The sequence below is a fragment of the Tenacibaculum sp. SZ-18 genome (assembly GCF_002813915.1).
In the GTDB taxonomy this organism is placed as follows: domain Bacteria; phylum Bacteroidota; class Bacteroidia; order Flavobacteriales; family Flavobacteriaceae; genus Polaribacter.
Genome location: NZ_CP019335.1, coordinates 926,137 through 945,162, shown reverse-complemented (window position 1 = coordinate 945,162; position 19,026 = coordinate 926,137). Strand labels below are relative to the sequence as shown.

At 29.8% G+C, this 19,026-nt stretch carries 13 protein-coding genes; 3 read left to right on the top strand and 10 right to left on the bottom strand.

The features are described 5' to 3' along the window. Positions 1-57 precede the first annotated feature (57 nt). Entirely contained in the window at positions 58-960 is a 903-nt protein-coding gene (locus BTO06_RS04325; RefSeq protein WP_100924127.1) for a DMT family transporter, read from the top strand. A gap of 264 nt (positions 961-1,224) precedes the next feature. Here the strand turns inward: BTO06_RS04325 and BTO06_RS04320 are convergent, their stop codons facing one another. The 5 genes from BTO06_RS04320 to BTO06_RS04300 all read right to left on the bottom strand — a co-directional run bounded on the left by BTO06_RS04320 (position 1,225) and on the right by BTO06_RS04300 (position 5,605). Further along, on the bottom strand, positions 1,225-1,575 hold the full coding sequence (locus BTO06_RS04320) for a hypothetical protein (protein WP_100924126.1): 351 nt from the start codon (positions 1,573-1,575) through the stop codon (positions 1,225-1,227). Between the two features lie 61 nt (positions 1,576-1,636). After that, entirely contained in the window at positions 1,637-2,086 is a 450-nt protein-coding gene (locus tag BTO06_RS04315; protein ID WP_100924125.1) for a hypothetical protein, read from the bottom strand. 4 nt (positions 2,087-2,090) lie between these two features. After that, positions 2,091-3,791, bottom strand: a complete 1,701-nt coding sequence (locus BTO06_RS04310) for a hypothetical protein (protein ID WP_100924124.1) — start codon at positions 3,789-3,791, stop codon at positions 2,091-2,093. 51 nt (positions 3,792-3,842) lie between these two features. After that, the gene (locus BTO06_RS04305; protein ID WP_100926707.1) at positions 3,843-4,367 is read right to left on the bottom strand and encodes a hypothetical protein; all 525 of its coding nucleotides are present in this window, start codon (positions 4,365-4,367) and stop codon (positions 3,843-3,845) included. A gap of 2 nt (positions 4,368-4,369) precedes the next feature. Then, on the bottom strand, positions 4,370-5,605 hold the full coding sequence (locus BTO06_RS04300) for a DUF6638 family protein (RefSeq protein WP_100924123.1): 1,236 nt from the start codon (positions 5,603-5,605) through the stop codon (positions 4,370-4,372). A gap of 1,566 nt (positions 5,606-7,171) precedes the next feature. Here BTO06_RS04300 and BTO06_RS04295 point away from each other — a divergent pair. Together BTO06_RS04295 and BTO06_RS04290 are read left to right on the top strand one after the other, a co-directional pair. Next, on the top strand, positions 7,172-8,080 hold the full coding sequence (locus BTO06_RS04295; RefSeq protein WP_100924122.1) for a helix-turn-helix domain-containing protein: 909 nt from the start codon (positions 7,172-7,174) through the stop codon (positions 8,078-8,080). A 97-nt stretch (positions 8,081-8,177) separates the two neighbouring features. Next, the gene (locus tag BTO06_RS04290) at positions 8,178-9,086 is read left to right on the top strand and encodes a helix-turn-helix domain-containing protein (RefSeq protein WP_100924121.1); all 909 of its coding nucleotides are present in this window, start codon (positions 8,178-8,180) and stop codon (positions 9,084-9,086) included. Here BTO06_RS04290 and BTO06_RS04285 read toward each other — a convergent pair. The 5 genes from BTO06_RS04285 to BTO06_RS04265 all read right to left on the bottom strand — a co-directional run bounded on the left by BTO06_RS04285 (position 9,079) and on the right by BTO06_RS04265 (position 18,872). Further along, positions 9,079-13,566 (bottom strand): PAS domain-containing protein, encoded by a 4,488-nt coding sequence (locus BTO06_RS04285; protein WP_100924120.1) that lies wholly within the window; start codon positions 13,564-13,566, stop codon positions 9,079-9,081. The two genes, BTO06_RS04290 and BTO06_RS04285, sit on opposite strands and share 8 nt — an antisense overlap. A gap of 249 nt (positions 13,567-13,815) precedes the next feature. After that, positions 13,816-15,768 (bottom strand): AAA family ATPase, encoded by a 1,953-nt coding sequence (locus tag BTO06_RS04280; RefSeq protein ID WP_100924119.1) that lies wholly within the window; start codon positions 15,766-15,768, stop codon positions 13,816-13,818. 269 nt (positions 15,769-16,037) lie between these two features. Further along, positions 16,038-16,388, bottom strand: a complete 351-nt coding sequence (locus tag BTO06_RS04275) for a hypothetical protein (RefSeq protein WP_157811732.1) — start codon at positions 16,386-16,388, stop codon at positions 16,038-16,040. 10 nt (positions 16,389-16,398) lie between these two features. Continuing rightward, positions 16,399-17,445, bottom strand: coding sequence for a hypothetical protein (locus BTO06_RS04270; RefSeq protein ID WP_100924117.1), 1,047 nt, complete (start codon positions 17,443-17,445; stop codon positions 16,399-16,401). An 86-nt stretch (positions 17,446-17,531) separates the two neighbouring features. Continuing rightward, positions 17,532-18,872 carry a coiled-coil domain-containing protein gene (locus tag BTO06_RS04265; RefSeq protein ID WP_100924116.1) on the bottom strand — a complete coding sequence of 447 codons (1,341 nt, stop codon included), beginning with the start codon at positions 18,870-18,872 and terminating at the stop codon, positions 17,532-17,534. Positions 18,873-19,026 lie beyond the last annotated feature (154 nt).

Sequence of the window (19,026 nt, the reverse complement as noted above, 5' to 3'; positions counted from 1 at the left end):
GGCCTAAATCATTCATAATAGCTAGTTTTGCAGCTTCGAAATTAAAAAACGATAATCATGTGGATGTATTTAGGTCTTTTAGCTGCACTTTTTCTAGGTTTACACAACTTATGTAAAAAACATGCAGTTCAAAATAATGAAGTATATCCTGTACTTTTAGGAACCTTAATTAGTGGACTTTTACTTTTATTACCTTTTTATATTGGTTCACATTTTTTTCCTGAAGTAACTCAAAAAGCTGGATTCATTATTCAAGATATTCCATTACAAAAACATGGCTTTATTTTCATAAAGTCGATGATTATGTGTTCTTCTTGGATTTTAGCATACCAAGCTTTAAAACATTTACCTTTAACTATTGTTGCTCCTATTCGTTCCGGAGGACCATTTTTTACTTTTTTAGGAGCCATATTCATTTATCAAGAAAGACCAAGTTTATATCAATGGATAGGTTTCTTCTTAATTATTTTTTCTGTGTACTTATATTCTCAAGTAGGAAAAAAAGAAGGAATTATTTTTAAAAGCAACAAATGGATTTATGCTATTATTGGAGCAACCTTTTTAGGAGCTTCAAGTGGTTTATATGATAAGTTTCTTATTCAGAAAATTAGTTTAAACCCACAAACATTACAGTTTTGGTTTTGTTTTTATTGTATTTTAATATTACTAATTGTTTTAAGTATTATTTGGTTTCCTAAGGTTGAGAAACGAAAAGCTTTTAAATGGCGTTGGTCAATTCCCGCTGTTGGAATTTTATTACAAACTGCCGATTACTTTTATTTCAAAGCACTTCAAGATCCTGAAGCATTGATTATGTTATTATCTGCAATTAAAAGAAGTCAACTTATAATTGCTGTGGTTCTAGGTGGAATTTTATTTAAAGAGAAAAATAAACGTAAAAAGCTCTTACCATTAGCCGGAATTATGCTTGGTGTTGCGCTGATTTTGTATTCTAGGTAATTACATATCAAAATGATCCCTTAAGTACCCTGAAACCATTTTTGAAGTATTACAGTTATTGAAGAGTGATTTATCAATATTATATTCAAGAAACTTTCTGAAATCATCTATTTTTTTTATGTCTCGTTCAGTACTAAATAAACTGAGGTTTATAATATAATCTTCAAATACCAATTTTCTGATATGACAATAATATGTATTAGAATAATCAAACTCATAAGCAAACAAAACACAGCCCTGCTTTTTATTGAAAGATTTATCTTTTCACACCAAATTTCTTCCTTGTTCTACTTCGATTAACTTATATTTCAACTTGTACAGATCAGAAAACTCCAGATAATCCTTTTCTTTCTTGTTAAACCTTCTAGCAGTAACCATAATAAAATTAGAAGAATTTTTATCTTTTAAATATAAATCTGATTTAGGTATAAAACCCCCACCATTTTGTATTTCCATCTCTTTTTCAAATCTTCTTCTATCATAACTTTCATAGTAATCAGGAAAACGAACCTCTTTTTCAAGAAAATCAAAACTTTTAGAATTTTCAATCTTCCCACCTTTACAACCTAAAAAAATGAAAAGAAGTAATACCAACGATTTATAAAATTTATTCATCCTTTTGATCTATCTTGTTTTATAAAGCTTTAATACAAAATCTTTCTCTAAAAAATCTCTTTTACTTCATCTCATCCTTTATACTTATTAAGGAATGATGGTTTAAATTAATTCCAACTAAAAATAATACAACGAAAAAATAATTTACCCAAGCTATAGCAAAAGCATAAAACAAAAACATCATTGTAATCAATTCATACATTAAATGGAGATAATCATAATTTCTTAGGTTAATCTTTTCTATCAACTCCAATCTATCATCTAAAGATTTTCTTTTCATTAAAAACAACTCATGAATCAAAAATATAATGACCACTGTTCCAATAATAAGAATGGAAAAATATTCTTGTGTTAAATCTAAAAGATTAAACCCTAACAATCTTAGTAAAGAAAATATATTCAGTGAATGAAATATTGAAATCAACGAGATAGTTGCAATATATGGATGACGCCAATTAGTTTTAGAGACATAATAATATCTTGCGCTTAATATCTTTGAATATAAATTCATCTAATTATTCCTTCTTCTCCAAAGCCTTAATAGAATCAATCTGCTTTTGAAGCTTTTCAATTACTTTATCGTTTTTATTATCATTCAACTTTATATTGATAGAATCTAGTACCGAATTCTTTTGATCTTTAAAAACGTTTGAGTTTATTTTGAAATATTCATTAGAAGTTTCACTTTCTTTCCAGGCCTCACCTAATTGTTCAAATACATTTCCATCCCATTTACTTGGGCGCTTTGCATCAATCCAAACTACATCTCTATATTCACTGTCGATTAAAGCTAAATCAGGAGTTGCTGAACCATCAAATTTACTAGATTCATCTCTTATGGCAGAAATTGTGCTTAAGAAGAACATACGTTTTCTACCAGCGATTTCTTTAATATATGGTCGAAATTCTACAGGTTTATTTACTGACCAATCAAACTCTTTACGAGATTCGATAACTTTTAACGGCATTGCAGAAACACCTGCATATCCTTGCTTCTTAGAAGCGTGATCATAATAATATAATTTATCTGTACCATCTGCAGGAATAAAAACACTATATGTTAAACTGGTTCTTTCCTCTCCAACAGGTTCTAATCCAAACCAGTGATATAATCCTGTGTACGCGTCTGATTTTGTATCAGAGAAATCAAAATCAGTTACAAAAGGTTGTTGGTTTTGATCGTCTGGTAAGTCTGGAATTTTGATAGCTGTTTCCATATTCCATGGTAATGGATCACTAAATCCTCCAAGGAACTTTAAAGATTCTGCTTGCAAACGAGAAACTTTTTCGGCCAGTGTATTTTGTTTTGTTAAATACGGATAATTACGCATTTCTTCGGGAGAAATATAAGTTCCTTTTCCAATTAAAATACGTTCGACATAATCATTAAAATCGTGAGCTCCATTTTCAATTACCATAACCCCACCAAAACTTGGATATGGAAAAAAGAATCCTTTCCATTTAATTAAACTCACTACTTGAACCCAGGCGCCTTTATCATTTTTCATGTAATAAGTGTCACTCGGTTCCATATTAAATAATTGAAAAATATTGAAACGTTGTACAACAGCGTTATATGTATTTCTACTAAACTTTAAAGATTCTCCTATAGAGAAAGTAACTGGAATTCTGTTCTCACTTGAAAAACGAGGAAACGGTGTTGTACTTGAAACTGCAAAAACTTCTTCCGTATTATCTGTTATTCCTTGCCATGCATACTTCTCTGTTGGTTGAATTGCCATTGTCCATTTATTCACAGTATCAATTCTAACTAAGTGCGGTAAAGAAACATCTTTGGTTTCTCCTACAGATTCGTTCGCCATTGAAAATATATTCATCAATGGCTGAATTCTTTCATTACGTGTTAATGGTAATTCTTTAATTTCAGCTCGATTTAAACTATTGAATACATTATAGGTTTTAATGTAATCGTACATTTTTAAATGCCATCCGATAAAATATACACTACCTAAAAACAAAATTATTCCAAATAAAGTAAGTAATCTTCCACCGGTACTCGCTGTTCTTCTGAACTTTCTTAACCCGAAAAATACTACTGTAAAACATAATAAAATGATAAAAATATATTTACGTAAAAAAAGTAAACCAGGTTGAAAATCATCTCGTAAAATGAATAGTAAGAGTAACAGTATTAGTGAAATAAAAATTACAATAAACTTTTGCTTTCCTCCTTTATTCCAATAGTTTTTAATCATTTTTTTAGGTTTTGGTTGAGCTTCTTCCTTTTTAATAGAAATTGAATTTCTTTATAGCAATCCTTTATCTTTCAAACGCTCACGAGCACTTTTTTGTTCATTCGTTGGTTTTTTATCATTTTTTATCTCTTCTAATAATTCTTCTTTCTTTTCAGGCTTTAAATCTTCAATAAAGTCTTTTCCCTTAACAATTGTTTCTTTTACAATATCTCCTAAAGAATCTGAATGTTCATCAATCACTTCTCCAGATTTAAAAATAAAACCTGCGATATATGTTCCCGCAATAGTCCCTACAATCAAAGACATAAATAGAGAAATTGTAGTAATACTTATTACTGGTAATAAAAATTGAACAATAATAATTCCTAATAAGAAAAGTGATGTTATGAACACCAAACGCAATACAAACGATTGTTGATAAACGAATCCTTTTGTATCTGTTTCTTTCATTTGTAAATCTTTCGAATATATTAATTTATTGAAAAAACGATACAATTGATTTCCGTTGGATTCTCTCCAATACAACACAATTCCAAATAATATTGCTGCTACAAAAAGTATTAATTCTAGTGTCATGTTTATATATTTTTCTTTATAGTTTCTATTACCCAATCTTTTAATGAACTACTCCATTTTTGATACAAATCATAAAAGATTTCTTTATCATACCAATATAAGAATAGTACATCTTTTGGTGAGATACTCACCAATAACTTCCATACCAAATCTTGCTCATTTGGACCTAAAGATGAATGCGGACTATGTAAAGCAATATAAATGTCTTTATCAACAAAGTCAGTTACCTTAGTTTTTGGATCGGATTTCTTTTTTTCCAAATATCTATCTAATCCCATTACTCTTTTTCTAGCTGAAATACCGATTTTATTTAAATATCCTTTAAACAACACACTGTCGTTTAAAATATTTTTCGTAACATGAGTTTCTTCATTTATAAATTCTGCTAATACATATTTCTTAATACGATCGTATCGTTGCAAAGTGACTTCGGAATGAACATTACATTCAATTATTAAATGAGATGTTAACTTTTCAATTAATTCGTAATGTGAAATATGATACATGGAAACATTATGAGTAGTATCTTGAATTGCTACTTGATAGGCATTCATATTTTCGAAAACTAAAATTGGAGACAAAAAACTTTTTAATACGTAAATACCTCCAAAAGCCTCTGTGTAAAAAGATTCAGTTTCATAGATAATATTCTCCAAACTAATCTCTCTTTCTCTAAGATCTCCATACTTGTTAGCAGAATCGAGCAAACGTTGATGAATTGTTTCATCAATAAAATTATTATCAGTATTAAATAATTCAACTAATTGTAGTTGTTCTTCCTTTGCTTTATCTAAATCATCAACTAATCTAAACTTAACTGTAATTCTCTTATACTTTAAAACATCTAATGGTTCATAGAAAACATCAATATTCTGATCAAAATCGACACATATTGCAGAATCCCGAGTTATATTCTCAATTCTACTTTGATGTTTTTTAAAAACTTGTTTCATTAATTCTCTATCGAAAGAATGATATGGATTATATACTGGTAATCCTTTTTGTAAAGGTGTAATAATTATACAATGAGGGTTTGCTTCTCCATGATTTAGATAATGTATTTCATCTTTTTCTTCAGCTATTTCTGGACTCCAACCAATTCCATCAATAAAAAAGGAAGTTAACTTGGTTGCTGTAAAACCGAGTTTGATTAAACATTTATTATATCGTTCCACTAATTTTCCATTCACCGGAATTAGTTCTCCTTTATATAAGTCTGCTTCTTTTAGTTTATGCATTGTTTTGGTAATGGATTTCAAATATAAAATAACCAATTGTTATAATATAGTAAGCCCGAAAAGAAATTTAGATTAAAACCAATTATGTAATTGTAAGAAGCTAAAATTCTTCAATAGTTACAAATTATGTCATAGAAATTTATAAAAACACATTTTAAAACACTAAAAAACAACACATAACATATTTTTGTTTTCTTTTTTGTGTAATTTGTGTTAGTAAGAAGGTAACGATTAATTTAATTTTATCTCAAAATGAAATTAAACCCCCGATTGATTTCATGTATGTATAGAGTATTAATAAATTGAAGGGATTAATACTACCAATGTTGATTAAGAAAAGACTGTTTTTTGTTCCCCCAGTAAAAACAGTCTTTTTGTTGTTTACATCTTTCTTAAAGATTTATAAATGTTAACAATAACTTAAAATTAACTTATAACTGATGTATCCTTGATTTGTATTCTTCTTTGTGAAATTTGTGTTAGTCAACAATTTAACTATCTAGTAAATTTGAATCAGAGAACAATTATTCCCCCGATTGCTCTCGAATAAAAAGAGTATTAATAAATTTAGGGATTATTATTATTACTATTACTGTTGAACAGAAAGACTGTTTTTTCCCTCACAAGAACAGTCTTTTTTTTAATGAACATATAGAATTCCCCCGATGCTATCAACCCAAAATTAAGACGTTGTCTTTTTGTTTGCCAAACTATAAATATTGTGTCTCTGAAAAGGAATTTACTATTTATTTTTTTCAAAATACGATTATATCCCCGATTGATTTAAAACATAAATAAGTGTAAACAGATTAAAAAGATTAATACTATTCATGTTGATTAAGAAAAGACTGTTTTTTGTTTCACCACAGAAAAAACGGTCTTTTTTTTATTCCCATTATTATCATTAAATATTTACAATAAATTAAAACTCATTTATAATTAAAGTGCACTTGATTTGTTTTCTCCTTTGTGAAATTAGTGTTAGTCCACAAGTGAACTATCTAGTAAATTTGAATCAGAGAACAATGATTTCCCCCGATTGATCTCAAATAAAAAAGTATTGATAAATTTAGGGATTATTTTTATTACTATTACTGTTGAACAAAGAAGACTGTTTTTCCCCCAGAAAAACAGTCTTCTACATTTATTTATCTTTTTGAAGGATGAAGAGAGAATAAAAGAAATTCCCTCAAAATTATTGCAGTTATACCCTATTGACCTATACATCCATATTTTCAAAAAAAGCAATTACAAACTGATTAGTAGTGCTTTTCGATAAATAAATTCGAACTAAATATAATGAAAATTAATCAAACAAACATTTTTTTAAAAAAACATCACAAATCAACTATGTTACCACCAACATAAAATAAACTTTTCTTTAGCCCTTTAAAATCTCATTCAACAATTAAAAGCAAACGAATTCAAATCACTCAACAAATAGGAATTTTGTTTACTACCACATATTTAACATGAATAAAGTACTGAAAAACAATTTTTTAACATCTTTTTATTTTTTTTAATCTTCACTTTTTTGTAAATTCCAAAAAAAAAGAATCTGTGAAAATGAATTATACAAATATTACTACGGTCTCTGAACTATTCGATATTTTAAGCCTAGAAAAACCTCATAATCGTAATATTGCCGTTATAGATACAAACAATATTGATTTTTCAAAACTATTTTTTCAGGAAGAATATGTTTTAAACTTTTATACAATTACATTAAAGGATTGTCATAATGGAATCTTTTTCAACAAAAGAAACTTCAACTTTGATAATGGTGTTATTGGATTTACGAAACCTAACCAAGTAGTTAATTTGTCTTGCACCTCACAATTAAACTCTTTAAACGGTTGGATTTTAGTATTTGATAAAAATTTGCTTGAAACTACTCCGCTATTCGATAAAGTAGATAATTATAAGTTTTTTGATTACCAAATTAACGAAGCTATTTCGATTTCTGAAGCTGAACAAAAAACGATAACCGACTGCGTAAACTTTATTAAAAATGAAATTCAATCGAATTTTGACAATCATTCATCAGCAGTTATTACATCAATACTTGAAGTTTTATTAAATTTATGTAAACGTTTCTTTGAAAGGCAATTCAATATTTCCACGACTCGCGATAATCATATCGTAACAAAAATTGATAATTTCTTGAAGTTTTACTACGAAAATGAATTATTTGAGGAAAAGGGTATTCCACAAGTTGAGCATATTGCAAAGTATGTTAAACTTTCACCTAACTACCTTTGTAATCTTCTAAAAAAGGAAACTGGAAAAAACACCAAAGATTATATAAACTATTTTGTAGTTGAAAAGTCTAAACACTTATTGAGAAATCAGCAAGCATATTCAATCAGTGAATTAGCACATAAACTAGGTTTTAATTATCCACATTATTTCAGTAGACTTTTCAAGGCAAAAACAGGCAAAACACCACAAGAGTATAGGAAACAAGAATTTTAAAGGTTAAATAGTTTTACAAAAATGCTAGTAATCTTCGTATTAATGTTTATAAACTTCGAATTTTATAACGATATTTGTCCAAATTAACCTTTTATATATGAGGCATAGTACCTCAAAAATTAAAACAATATCTGATTTTCATCATATCTTTAATTTATCCAAACCAAAGCATCCTTCAATAAGCTTTGTCGGTTTAGATGAATTTAAAAATGGTGTTAAGGGTCTTAAAATGAGACTGGAGGTAGACTTATTTGTTATTACCCTAAGAGATGGGAGTTGTGGTGAAATGTTTGACAGGAAACCCTATGACTTCACAGAAAGTGTTATTACATTTAGACAACCAAATAAATCGGGAAAACTTGACCAAAATTGTACAAAAGCATCAGAAGGGTGGTTTTTAGTCTTTAGCTTAGATTTTATTAGAAATACTGTTCTTTATGATAAAATCGATGACTTCAACTTTTTCTTTTACAAATACTCTGAAGCACTACATTTGTCGGCAGATGAACAAAGACTTATTGAAAATTGTGTTGGACTGATTGTAAAAGAAATCGATCAAAGAATAGATATACATAGTCATGGTGTTATTATTTCTACTTTAGTACTCTTATTTAATTTATGCTCTCGATTTTATGAGCGTCAGTTTACCACAAGATCAGTTTTTAATACTGAAATAATACACAATGTTAACTTTATTTTAAATGACTATTACAAAGAAGGGTTATTAAAAACCTTCGGTTTACCTAAGAATTCATTTATTGCCGAGAATGTTAATTTATCTTCAAACTACTTAAACGATTTACTACTTAAAGAGACAAAGAAAAACACTAAAAATTATGTGATTGAATTCGTGATTGAAAAAGCAAAAACTCTTTTAGTAAAAACGGAATCTCCAATTGAAACTATCTCACAAGATTTAGGATTTAAAATTTTAAGTTACTTTGAACGTAGCTTTAAATTAAATACAGGTATGTCACCATTAGAATTTAGACAGTTATTCAAGTAAAGTACTTTACTTCTCCATTTTTAAATCTAGTGATATCTATATGACTTCCAACTGCTCTAAGTGGCTCGCCATCTTTGCCCCATTCAATTACATTCCCTTTGAAATATATCCAAATTAACCTTCCATTTTTATGATAGTACCTTACTTCTTTTGTGTAAGGCACTTTTCCTTTTGACTTTACATGCTGATCAAATAATTCAAGTACTCCAGGAATGTCTTCAGGATGCATTTGTTGTTTCCACCAATTCGGTGAGTTCGCCACTTCTTCGTCTGAAAATCCAAACATTGATAAAAAAGATGGACTGTAATACTCATAGTTATCATTAACATGCCAATCCCAATAGCCAACAAAGCTACTATCAATGATGCTGCTATACATTTTATTTGTTTTGGAAAGTTTTTCCTCCACTTCTTTAATTTTGGTAATGTCAACGTGACTTCCAACTAGTCGAATTGGTTTTCCATTGTCCCCCCATTCCATAACTTTTCCTTTACATCGAACCCAAACTATAGAACCATTCTTATGGAAATAACGAACTTCGTTAAATAACGGTACTTTACCTTTTGATTCCATATGTGCTTGTGCATTATCAAGTACACCTTGTAAATCATCGGGATGAATTTGATTTTGCCACCATCCAAAGTCATTAGGCACTTCATGATCTTCAAAACCAAACATAGCTTTAAAAGACGGACTATAATAAGCTATGTCTTCTTGAATATACCAATCCCAATAACCAGCTAAAGTAGCTTCAATTATACTATTATACATAACATTATTTTCATACAACTTTAACTCAGCTTCCTTAATATGAGTAATATCAACATGACTCCCAATTATCCTAAGAGGTTCTTTATTTTCATCCCACTCAATGACTTTACCTTTACAATATACCCAAACTATTGATCCGTTCTTATGATAATAACGAGCCTCGCTAGAAAAAAGCCCTTCATTTTTATTCTTTACATGTTCCTCTATAACTTGGAATGTCTTACTTAAATCTTCAGGATGTATTTGTTTTTGCCACCAGTCAGGTGTATTTTCTACTTCGTTATTTTCAAAACCAAACATTGATTTGAAAGATGGACTATAGTAAATATGATCGTCTTTCGTATGCCAATCCCAATAACCCGCCAAAGTTGTTTCCAGTATAATATTATACATTAAGTTGGATTCTTTCAGCTTTTCCTCTGCTGCTTTTATTTTTGAAATATCCGTAGCTATACCGAGATACTTTACTTTTTTTGTACCCTGTATTCTTTCAAAAATAATCTCTTTTGATAAAAACCAACGATAATCTCCGTCTTTATGTCTAATTCTGTATTCAAAATCAAGAACCTCATTATCTTTTGAATTAGAAATAGCTTCATGGTGTTCTAACATTCTCTCAAAATCATCGGGATGTATAATCTCATAAATTAAACTAGACTTTAGATTTTTAATATCTTCTTTATCATAACCTAATACCTTATGCAATTTTTTATTTATATATTCATTTTCTTCTGTCAATTGATTATAAATATGTGTAATTCCTGGTAAAACTTCAACTATTTTTGACAAGAAATTAGATTTTTCCAACAATTCTTTTTCCGTATTCTTGACATGGGTAATATCACTAGCAACTCCAATAACCCTCATATTGCCAGATGGTAATCTATCAAACACTGTTTCTTTGGAAAGCAACCATCGATATTTTCCATCTTTATGCAAAACCCTGTATTCAATATCATGAGTAATATGATCGTCAGAATTTTGAATTTTAGCTAGATTTTCATACACCTTAGAAAGATCATTCGGATGAACAATTTTTGATAATAAATCCTTTCCAAATTCTTGTACTTCTTCTTTAGAATATCCTAAGACAGATGCAATATCTCTATTTGCATAATCATTTTGATTCGTTTCATGATTGTATACATATATTAGACCTGGCATTAAATTCGTTAACTCAGTTAAGAATTTTCCTTTATCTAATAATTGAAGTTCTGTAATTTTTTGTTTGTTGATATCTACAAAAGAAATTACAACTCCTTTGATTTTATTGTGATCACTAATAAAAGGATTGATTCTTTTTAAATACCAAGAATCATTAATTAGTTGAACTTCCTCTTCATAAATATCGCCTGTACTAATTACACTTGAAATATTATCTATTAAAGTCTGTTGATGTTCTTCTTTTAAATTTGATTTAAAATTAACAATTGATCTCCCTATATCAAAGTCCGTAATATTTATAAATTTTCTTAGCGAAGGCGAAAACCTTCTTATAATTAGATTTTCGTCCAAAAACAATACACCAATATCAACTGAAAGTAGCAGATTTTCCAAATCTTCATTCAACTGAACTAATTCTAATATTTTTTCTTGATGTTCGGCATTAACGGTATGTAATTCTTCATTCACACTTTGCAACTCTTCGTTTGTAGTTTGCATTTCCTCATTTGAAGCTAACAACTCTTCATTTGTTGATTGTAACTCTTCGTATGAAACTTCAATTTCATTAACTTTTGACCGAAGATTTGCCTTTGTATCTCTAAGTTCTTCCTCTAAAGAAGCGATAATATTATAATCAATATTTGGTTTTGTAGTAGTGGAAATTGATGCAATATCGCAAAATGGATCTTCTTTTTTAAATACAACTAGATATAATTTACGATAACTCGCTAATTTCTTAACGGGAGAAACAATTAAACTAACAACCACTTTTTTATTTCCTTTTTCGAAAGAAATATTATCGTATCTAACCTTTTCTTTATCTTGTTCAACTCTCGCTAAAGCAGTACTTAATGCTAAAGCTACTTCTTGTGGTAGCATTTTTAACACATTAAACGAACGGATTTTATTCTCTGGTAGTTCTATAAATTCTTTAAAATTACCGTCAGCGTTTATCAATTCATAATTGCTATCAATACAAATACTTGAAGCCGAAAACTCTTCTAATAAAAGACTGGATAAACTTTCAGATAGCTTTTGATCAATATTTCTTTTATCATTAATTGATGCCGACATTTTCTTTGTATCAACATCATCACTTCTCGTAACTCTTCTCGCAAAACGAGCTCCCTTAAAAGTTTTAATATTTTGATAAATCCTCCATTTCCTGGAAAGAACTTTAAATGAACTAGAGAGATCTCCTAAAGTTTCACTTGGACCTAAAAACAAGAACTTATTTAACCCAGTTGCATAATGAAGATTAGAGAGTAACTTTTGTTGTAAATGTGATTGTAAATAAATAAGTAAATTTCTGCAGACAATCAAATCCATATTATTAAATGGGGCATCATATGCAGTGTTATGCTGTGAGAAAATTATATTTTTCCTAATTTTTGATTTGATAACATATAAGCTACCTTCTTTTTGGAAGTACTTATCTAGATATTCTTGTTTTATATCTCCTTCAATACTCTGCGCAAAAACACCTTTATGTGCTTTATTGATAGAATCCGAGTCTAAATCAGTTGCAAAAATTTTAATCTCCTGATCAATATTATTTTTCTCTAAATATTCATTCAATAAAATCGCAATGGAAAAAGCTTCTTCACCTGAAGCACAACCAACGCTCCAAACTTTAATTGTACTATTTTTATCTTTTGATTCAAATATTTTAGGAATAATCTCCTTTTCAATAATAGAAAAAGCATCTGCATCTCTAAAAAACCTTGTAACGCCTATTAAAAATTCCTTGTGCAATATTTCGGCTTCATATTCATTCTCATAAAGATAGTTTAAGTAATCCCTAATTGTCTTTGTTTTAGTGATACTCATTCTTCTGAAAATTCTTCGATTTAAGGTTGGAGATTTATAATTAGAGAAATCAATACCTGTAATTTGATTAACGAATCGAACTATTTTCTTTAAGACATCTTCCTGAACCAATAAGTCTTCATTCTTATCTTTTTCTATATACGCAGCATGATTTATAAAAGAATTTATTTCCTCAGGAATTTCAGCTACAGGCAATACTGAATCAACAAAGCCAGACCCAATTGCACTATTAGACATACCATTAAACTCGGCTTCTATAGGGTCTTGAGCCAAAACTAATCCACCTAACTCTTTTATTTTTCTAATACCCCTTGTTCCATCTGAACCTGTCCCAGATAATATAACACCTATTGACTTTTCTTTAAACTCAAGTGCTAATGACCTAAAGAAAATATCAATTGGTAAATTCAACGCTTTTACTGTTGGTCTTTTTTCAAGAATCAACGCATTTTTTTTAATGGTCAGGTTCTTATTAGGTGGGATAAAATATACATGCCCGGGTTGAACTTTCATGCCTAATTCAGCTTGAACCACCGGTAATCTAGAATTTCTAGATAGTAATTCCACCATACGACTTTTATGGTTTGGAGCCAAATGCTGAATAATGACAAACGCATGATTAAAGCTATCTGGTACATTTTCAAGAAAGGCTTTTAAAACCTCTAATCCGCCAGCGGAAGTTCCAACACCAATTACTCGGTAGTTTATTTTCATTAGGGCATAAGATTTGATCGAGCATAAAAGGTAGTATTTCCTTTGGATAAATCAAAGAAATCATATAGGGATTTTCACCTTTTAACAAACCCAAACAACTGATATTCAAACAATGAACAATATCCTGATTAAATGATATTAGGTTTTGATAAAATAGTACGTAAATTTGATTAATAGATTTCAAACGATAATAATCGAAATAAAAATCACGATATCATAACAAGTAATTCATTTAGAAAGAAATCAGCTTTACTCAAATTTCTTACGTGCTTCTATTTCAATTTTCATTTGGTTGATACGCGCATCAACTTTCCTTTTAAAATCGGTATCAGCTATTGTGGCAACATTATCTAAATAACGAACAACTTCTTGTCTTCTGATTTCAGAAAAGTCTAATCCTTTCATATTTGTTTTCATTAACTCTTGAAGCATATTAAACTTCGTTTCGTAATCCTTCTTGAAATAACTTTCTGGATTTTCAAACCAATCTCGTTCTAAATCAAAATCGGTTAAACGTAATGAAATCGCCGACTGAATATTTCGAACATCCCTAGAAGAAAAAAATGGAAAAATCTTTTGAATTTCTTTATACAAACTTGCAAAGAACATATGCTCGTTCGTTTTATATTGGTGTTCTACTTTGTCATATACCTCATGAACCCGTTCTTCTGTAGGTTTTTCGATACTATTTAATACATCTCCCATACTTTTTACAAATCCTTGATCTCCTAAGAAGTTATAACTTGATGGATTGGACATATTCACAAACTCAGGCATTGTTTTTTCAAACTTTCGCCACCAGATGTAATCTTGATCTAAAAAGTCATTTTCTGTTCGTGCTCCATCAATTTTAAATCGACCTTGTACACGTGAAATAACTGCTTTATCTAACATTTCTGGTAGATTTGTAAATAATCCTATTGAACTATTTCCATAATTAACTGCGTAAGCACCTTCAGTGTAACGTAAAAAAACTCCAATTACTTCTTTAACTCCAGCAGAAACTCCTTGTGCTGTTCGTTCTTGTAAGTTATTTTCTGCATCATCAATTGGTGCAAAAATTAACTTCGTAGGATCTTGCATTGGTTTCATCCATTCTACCATTTTCTCAGCTGATCCACCTTGGAAGGTAGAAATTAAGGTGTCGGGCATTGGATGGAATAGAAACGGAATATCTAAATTATCTGAATGCTCCTTTAATCGAGTTGCAATTCCCGCGATCAACATACTTTTTCCTGTCCCTGGAATTCCATATCCCATAAAAACAGGCATAAATCCTCCTAACTCTTGAAACGGATTCCTTTGAGCATCGAAATCGTAACTCAACAAACGTTCTGTTAAACGACGAGCAAAATGTTTTGCATCTTTATTACCTACTATTTGCTCAAACTGAATTTTGTTAAACTCAACACTTTTCGCTGTTCCACTAAATGTGTTTTCCCAGCCTGAAACAGCAAAATCTGAATTTTCTAGTTTATACGTTCTATCGGTAATTGTTTCTGTGTACTCTAAGCTACTTTTTCTTAGAGAAATTTCATCCATTAAAGCTTCAAAATACACTACTGTAAAGTCAATAACATCTTTATCAGAACCAATAATATCTGGATGTGATAAATACTTATCATAATAAAAAAGACAACATGAAATTCCTTTTAGCGGTGAGAAAAACGACACTTCTGGAATTCCTGCAAATTTCTGCTTCATTACAGATAAATCATCAGAAGCGTGGGGCTTTAAATCGTGTAAAATTTTATACGATGAAGCAAACAATTGGAAAGCAGTTGCTGTTTGCATTTTACTTTCAAACTCTCTTTTTCCTGAAGTATCTAAAGCAGACCTCTTCTCTGCTAAACTCGATAATCCTGATGCATCATTATAACTATCTTTAATCCAAATTCCTAAAGTTAACCCCTCTTGAACCGCATATAAAGTTTGGTTCAAAAACATAGGAAGTGCAACAGAATCAGGTAATAACCTTTTCTTTAACGCCAAAATTGTTTTTGAAACTGAAGTTAACTCAGAAGCACTACCTCCTTTTGCTTTCGACAAAAACAATAAAATTGATTCATCTTTAGCATCTTTATCTTTATTCTTTGCTCGTTGACTTTGTTCCCATTGGATGCTTTTTAAATATCCACTGGCTTCGTCACGAAGCATATCTAATTCATTCTTCTTTATTGGAAATGTTGAATTGTGTTCCATAGTTTTTTAATTGCAATCTTTTAAATTAACCTTATATAATTGTCGAAATTAATGTCCTTGTAATTACTTATAAAAACTCCAAAAGTCTTTTTATTTAAGCTAATAATGTATTCGGTTTGATATTTTTTATTTCCGAATTTCTCAACAATCGATTTTATCTTAATAGCGCTAAATTTTCTAGCAGTAAGAAATTTACTATCTGTTTGAGTATAGGTGTATCCTAATTGGGCATATCTATCATTAAATTCCTGTTTATGTTGAATTGAAAATCATTTAGCAAGCTCTTTATTAAGGCTTATACATTTACCAAGAAATACCCAAATAACATTTTCAACGTTGTCTTTATCAATTAAAATCTTAAATTTCTGTAATGTAGATTCTAAGTTCAAGATTTTTTCTTTTGTTAAAGCCTTGAAAAAATGATCACCTTGTACATTACTAAGTTTCTTTTTAAAATCATCTAGAGAAACCTCAACATAACCATCGGGCATCGCTATTTTTGTTTTTAAAAAGTCTATTTGAACTTTTTTAGCATCAGTTGCTATTTTAGAATTTCCAGATTCATTAGAATTACAACTGATCAGAATAACAGAAAGAAAGAAAAGTAAAAAATTTTTCACCTTTATCAAATTACATTTCAATTTTTAAATCTGATGTTTGAATTGGCTCTTTAGCGAGTTTATTTAAAACCTCAGGTGTTTTGTTATATAACATTTGAATAATTCTATGAGGTGCAAATACATATTTCCTGTGTTCAACGTCATTCCACTTTTGTAAAATTTGCTTTGAAAAGAAACCACCTTCTTTGAAAGTACCTCCAGAAAAAACTTCATCTGTCTTAAAGGATAACGCATAAGATTCCAACGGAATTTCCTTCTTCGCAATCCCTTCAAGTATTGAGTGTGTTATTTGATTTTCATCTTTGGCGAATACATTGTGTAACGGACCTAAATCGATTCTTTTAATGTACTTAGGATGTACATCTGGCAATTTTCTATCGATATTATGAGCTAGTGTATCTAAGGCCATATTACGGTCTCCACTTTCACGAAGAACTGCATACAATTTGTCTTTATAATCTTCAATTCGTTTTCCGTCGTAATTGAAATACATAAAGCAAACATACGGTCTGTTATCGGAAACGTCATAAAAACTCCAACTTGTTAAAAATTCAGCTGGACTATTTTCAGGGGCTTTTAAAATTTTCCCTTGAACAAATCGATTGAAAATATATTGTTGTTTCACTGAATTATAATAAACTACCGAAGCAGCTTGGAATAATCTTCTTCGTTTTATTTTTTGCTTTTTCCTCAGCAAAGAGTCCAAAAATTCTTTTTTTAAATCCTCAACATTCTCCAACTTACTAGCATACTCTTTTTTAAGCTCCAAATCATTATACAAATACCTAAACTCTAAATAATTTGGGAACCCAGATTCTGTTAAATCAATTTTCATATTATCATCTTCATCATACATGTATTTTACACGCATTGCCTCTATTGAATACAATAATAAATCAGTGAACTGCTTAAAAATAACGAGCTCTTGACTACTGCATAGGTTTTGTCTTTGAATATTAACTATCAATTCTTTAAGAACAAAATCTACCATTTTATGATAAAACACATATTGTTCTTTTGAATCTAATACAGCAGAATCTAATGGAGTGACAATCATTTTAAATTATTCGTACTAAAAGTTCTTTTTTCTACAGATTAAAAAGACGGTAAAATTTACCGCCTCTAACATATTTCATTTTATAGTTATGATAACAAGTCATCATCATTAGTCTCTGTTTCTGGATCATTTGATGGTGTATCATCACCAGTTGGAGCATTTGCATCTGCTTTATAATAATCCTCAAACAATTCTTTCATATCGATACCATAACGATCAGCAAAATTCTTTTGAATTTCAGAATCCTTATTTCGAATTTCTTGTAAAGCTTCAGCATAAGAACTATATACTCCTTGCATAACTTTTTCATGAACTGGAATGTTATCCATCATTTCCTGACGAGCTTTTGCGCTTGCAGTATGCATTGCTGCTAAAGTTTCACCAATATGCTCATCTGTTTTAACACCTAAATGTTCTAAAATAGCGGCAAATTCTTGATCTGTTCTTGCTTTTAACGCTACAATATATCCATCGTAGTACTTTAAACGCTCTTCTGTATCTGACTTCAATTTTGCTCTATGTGTTTGTAAATTACTACGTAATGATGTTAACACTTTAATTGTTAAGTTGTGCTTGTGAACGAAACTGTCTTTACTAGCTGCTAATGTGGTGTACGCATTTTTAAGTCCCTCAAGTTCTTCTACTTTTTGTTCTAACTTAGTGACCTTACCAATAGCTTGAGCGTATTCAGTTGACTGTTTATCAGCAATTTCTTCTAACTCTTGACGAGCTTGTTTCAATAATGCATATTGCTCTTCTAATTGCCCTTCAACTTCTTTCTTCTTTTCAAGTGCTTTTGTGTGATTCTTTGTCGCTTCCACAATAGCAACTTGTAACTTATCTTCAACTTCTTTAATTTCGACTTCACGTTCTTTTAAACGTGTAACAGCTGCTTGAGATTTAAATGATAATTCAGAAAGTAAAGTTTGCACATCGGCGCTTTCAATTCGCTCCTGAAACATCGCCTTAGCTCTGTTATCTGCGCCTGAACGAATCTTCTCTGCTTCTTTTAATTCCTGTTCCGCTTTAACAATTTTACTCTTTCTTCCCCAAAGATTATTCCACCAAGTGTCTGGTTTATTTTGAGCATCTTCTAATTCTATCTTAGCTCTTTCTAAAGCTTTTTGTGCATCGTCAATAATTTTTTGTTCATCAGCATTTAACGAGGAGAATTTTTCAAAAATAATCCCAACTTCATCTTGATAATCCGTTAAATCTTTAATAGCATCCAAAAGAGTAGTTCTATCTTTTTCTGCCATATTTACAACATCGTCTAATGTAGCGTTTAAGATTTTCTGTCTCACCTGAGGATCGTCTTCTTGTGCTAATTTAGATTTCATGCTATCGATAGCTTTCCCCCAATTAACATCAACTTTTTCAGTTTTCTCGTTAGAATTTGTTTCTAATAAATCAAAATCATCAGACATTTTTTGTGCGTTTTTTATAGTTGTACAATTTTTAAAGTTAGCAATTTCGTTAAAAAAAAATTATTACAATAATTATTCAACAAATAATATGTAGCTCATGGTCATAAAATGTTACAACAATTTTCTAAAAAAATAAAACCACTTTTAAACAAAA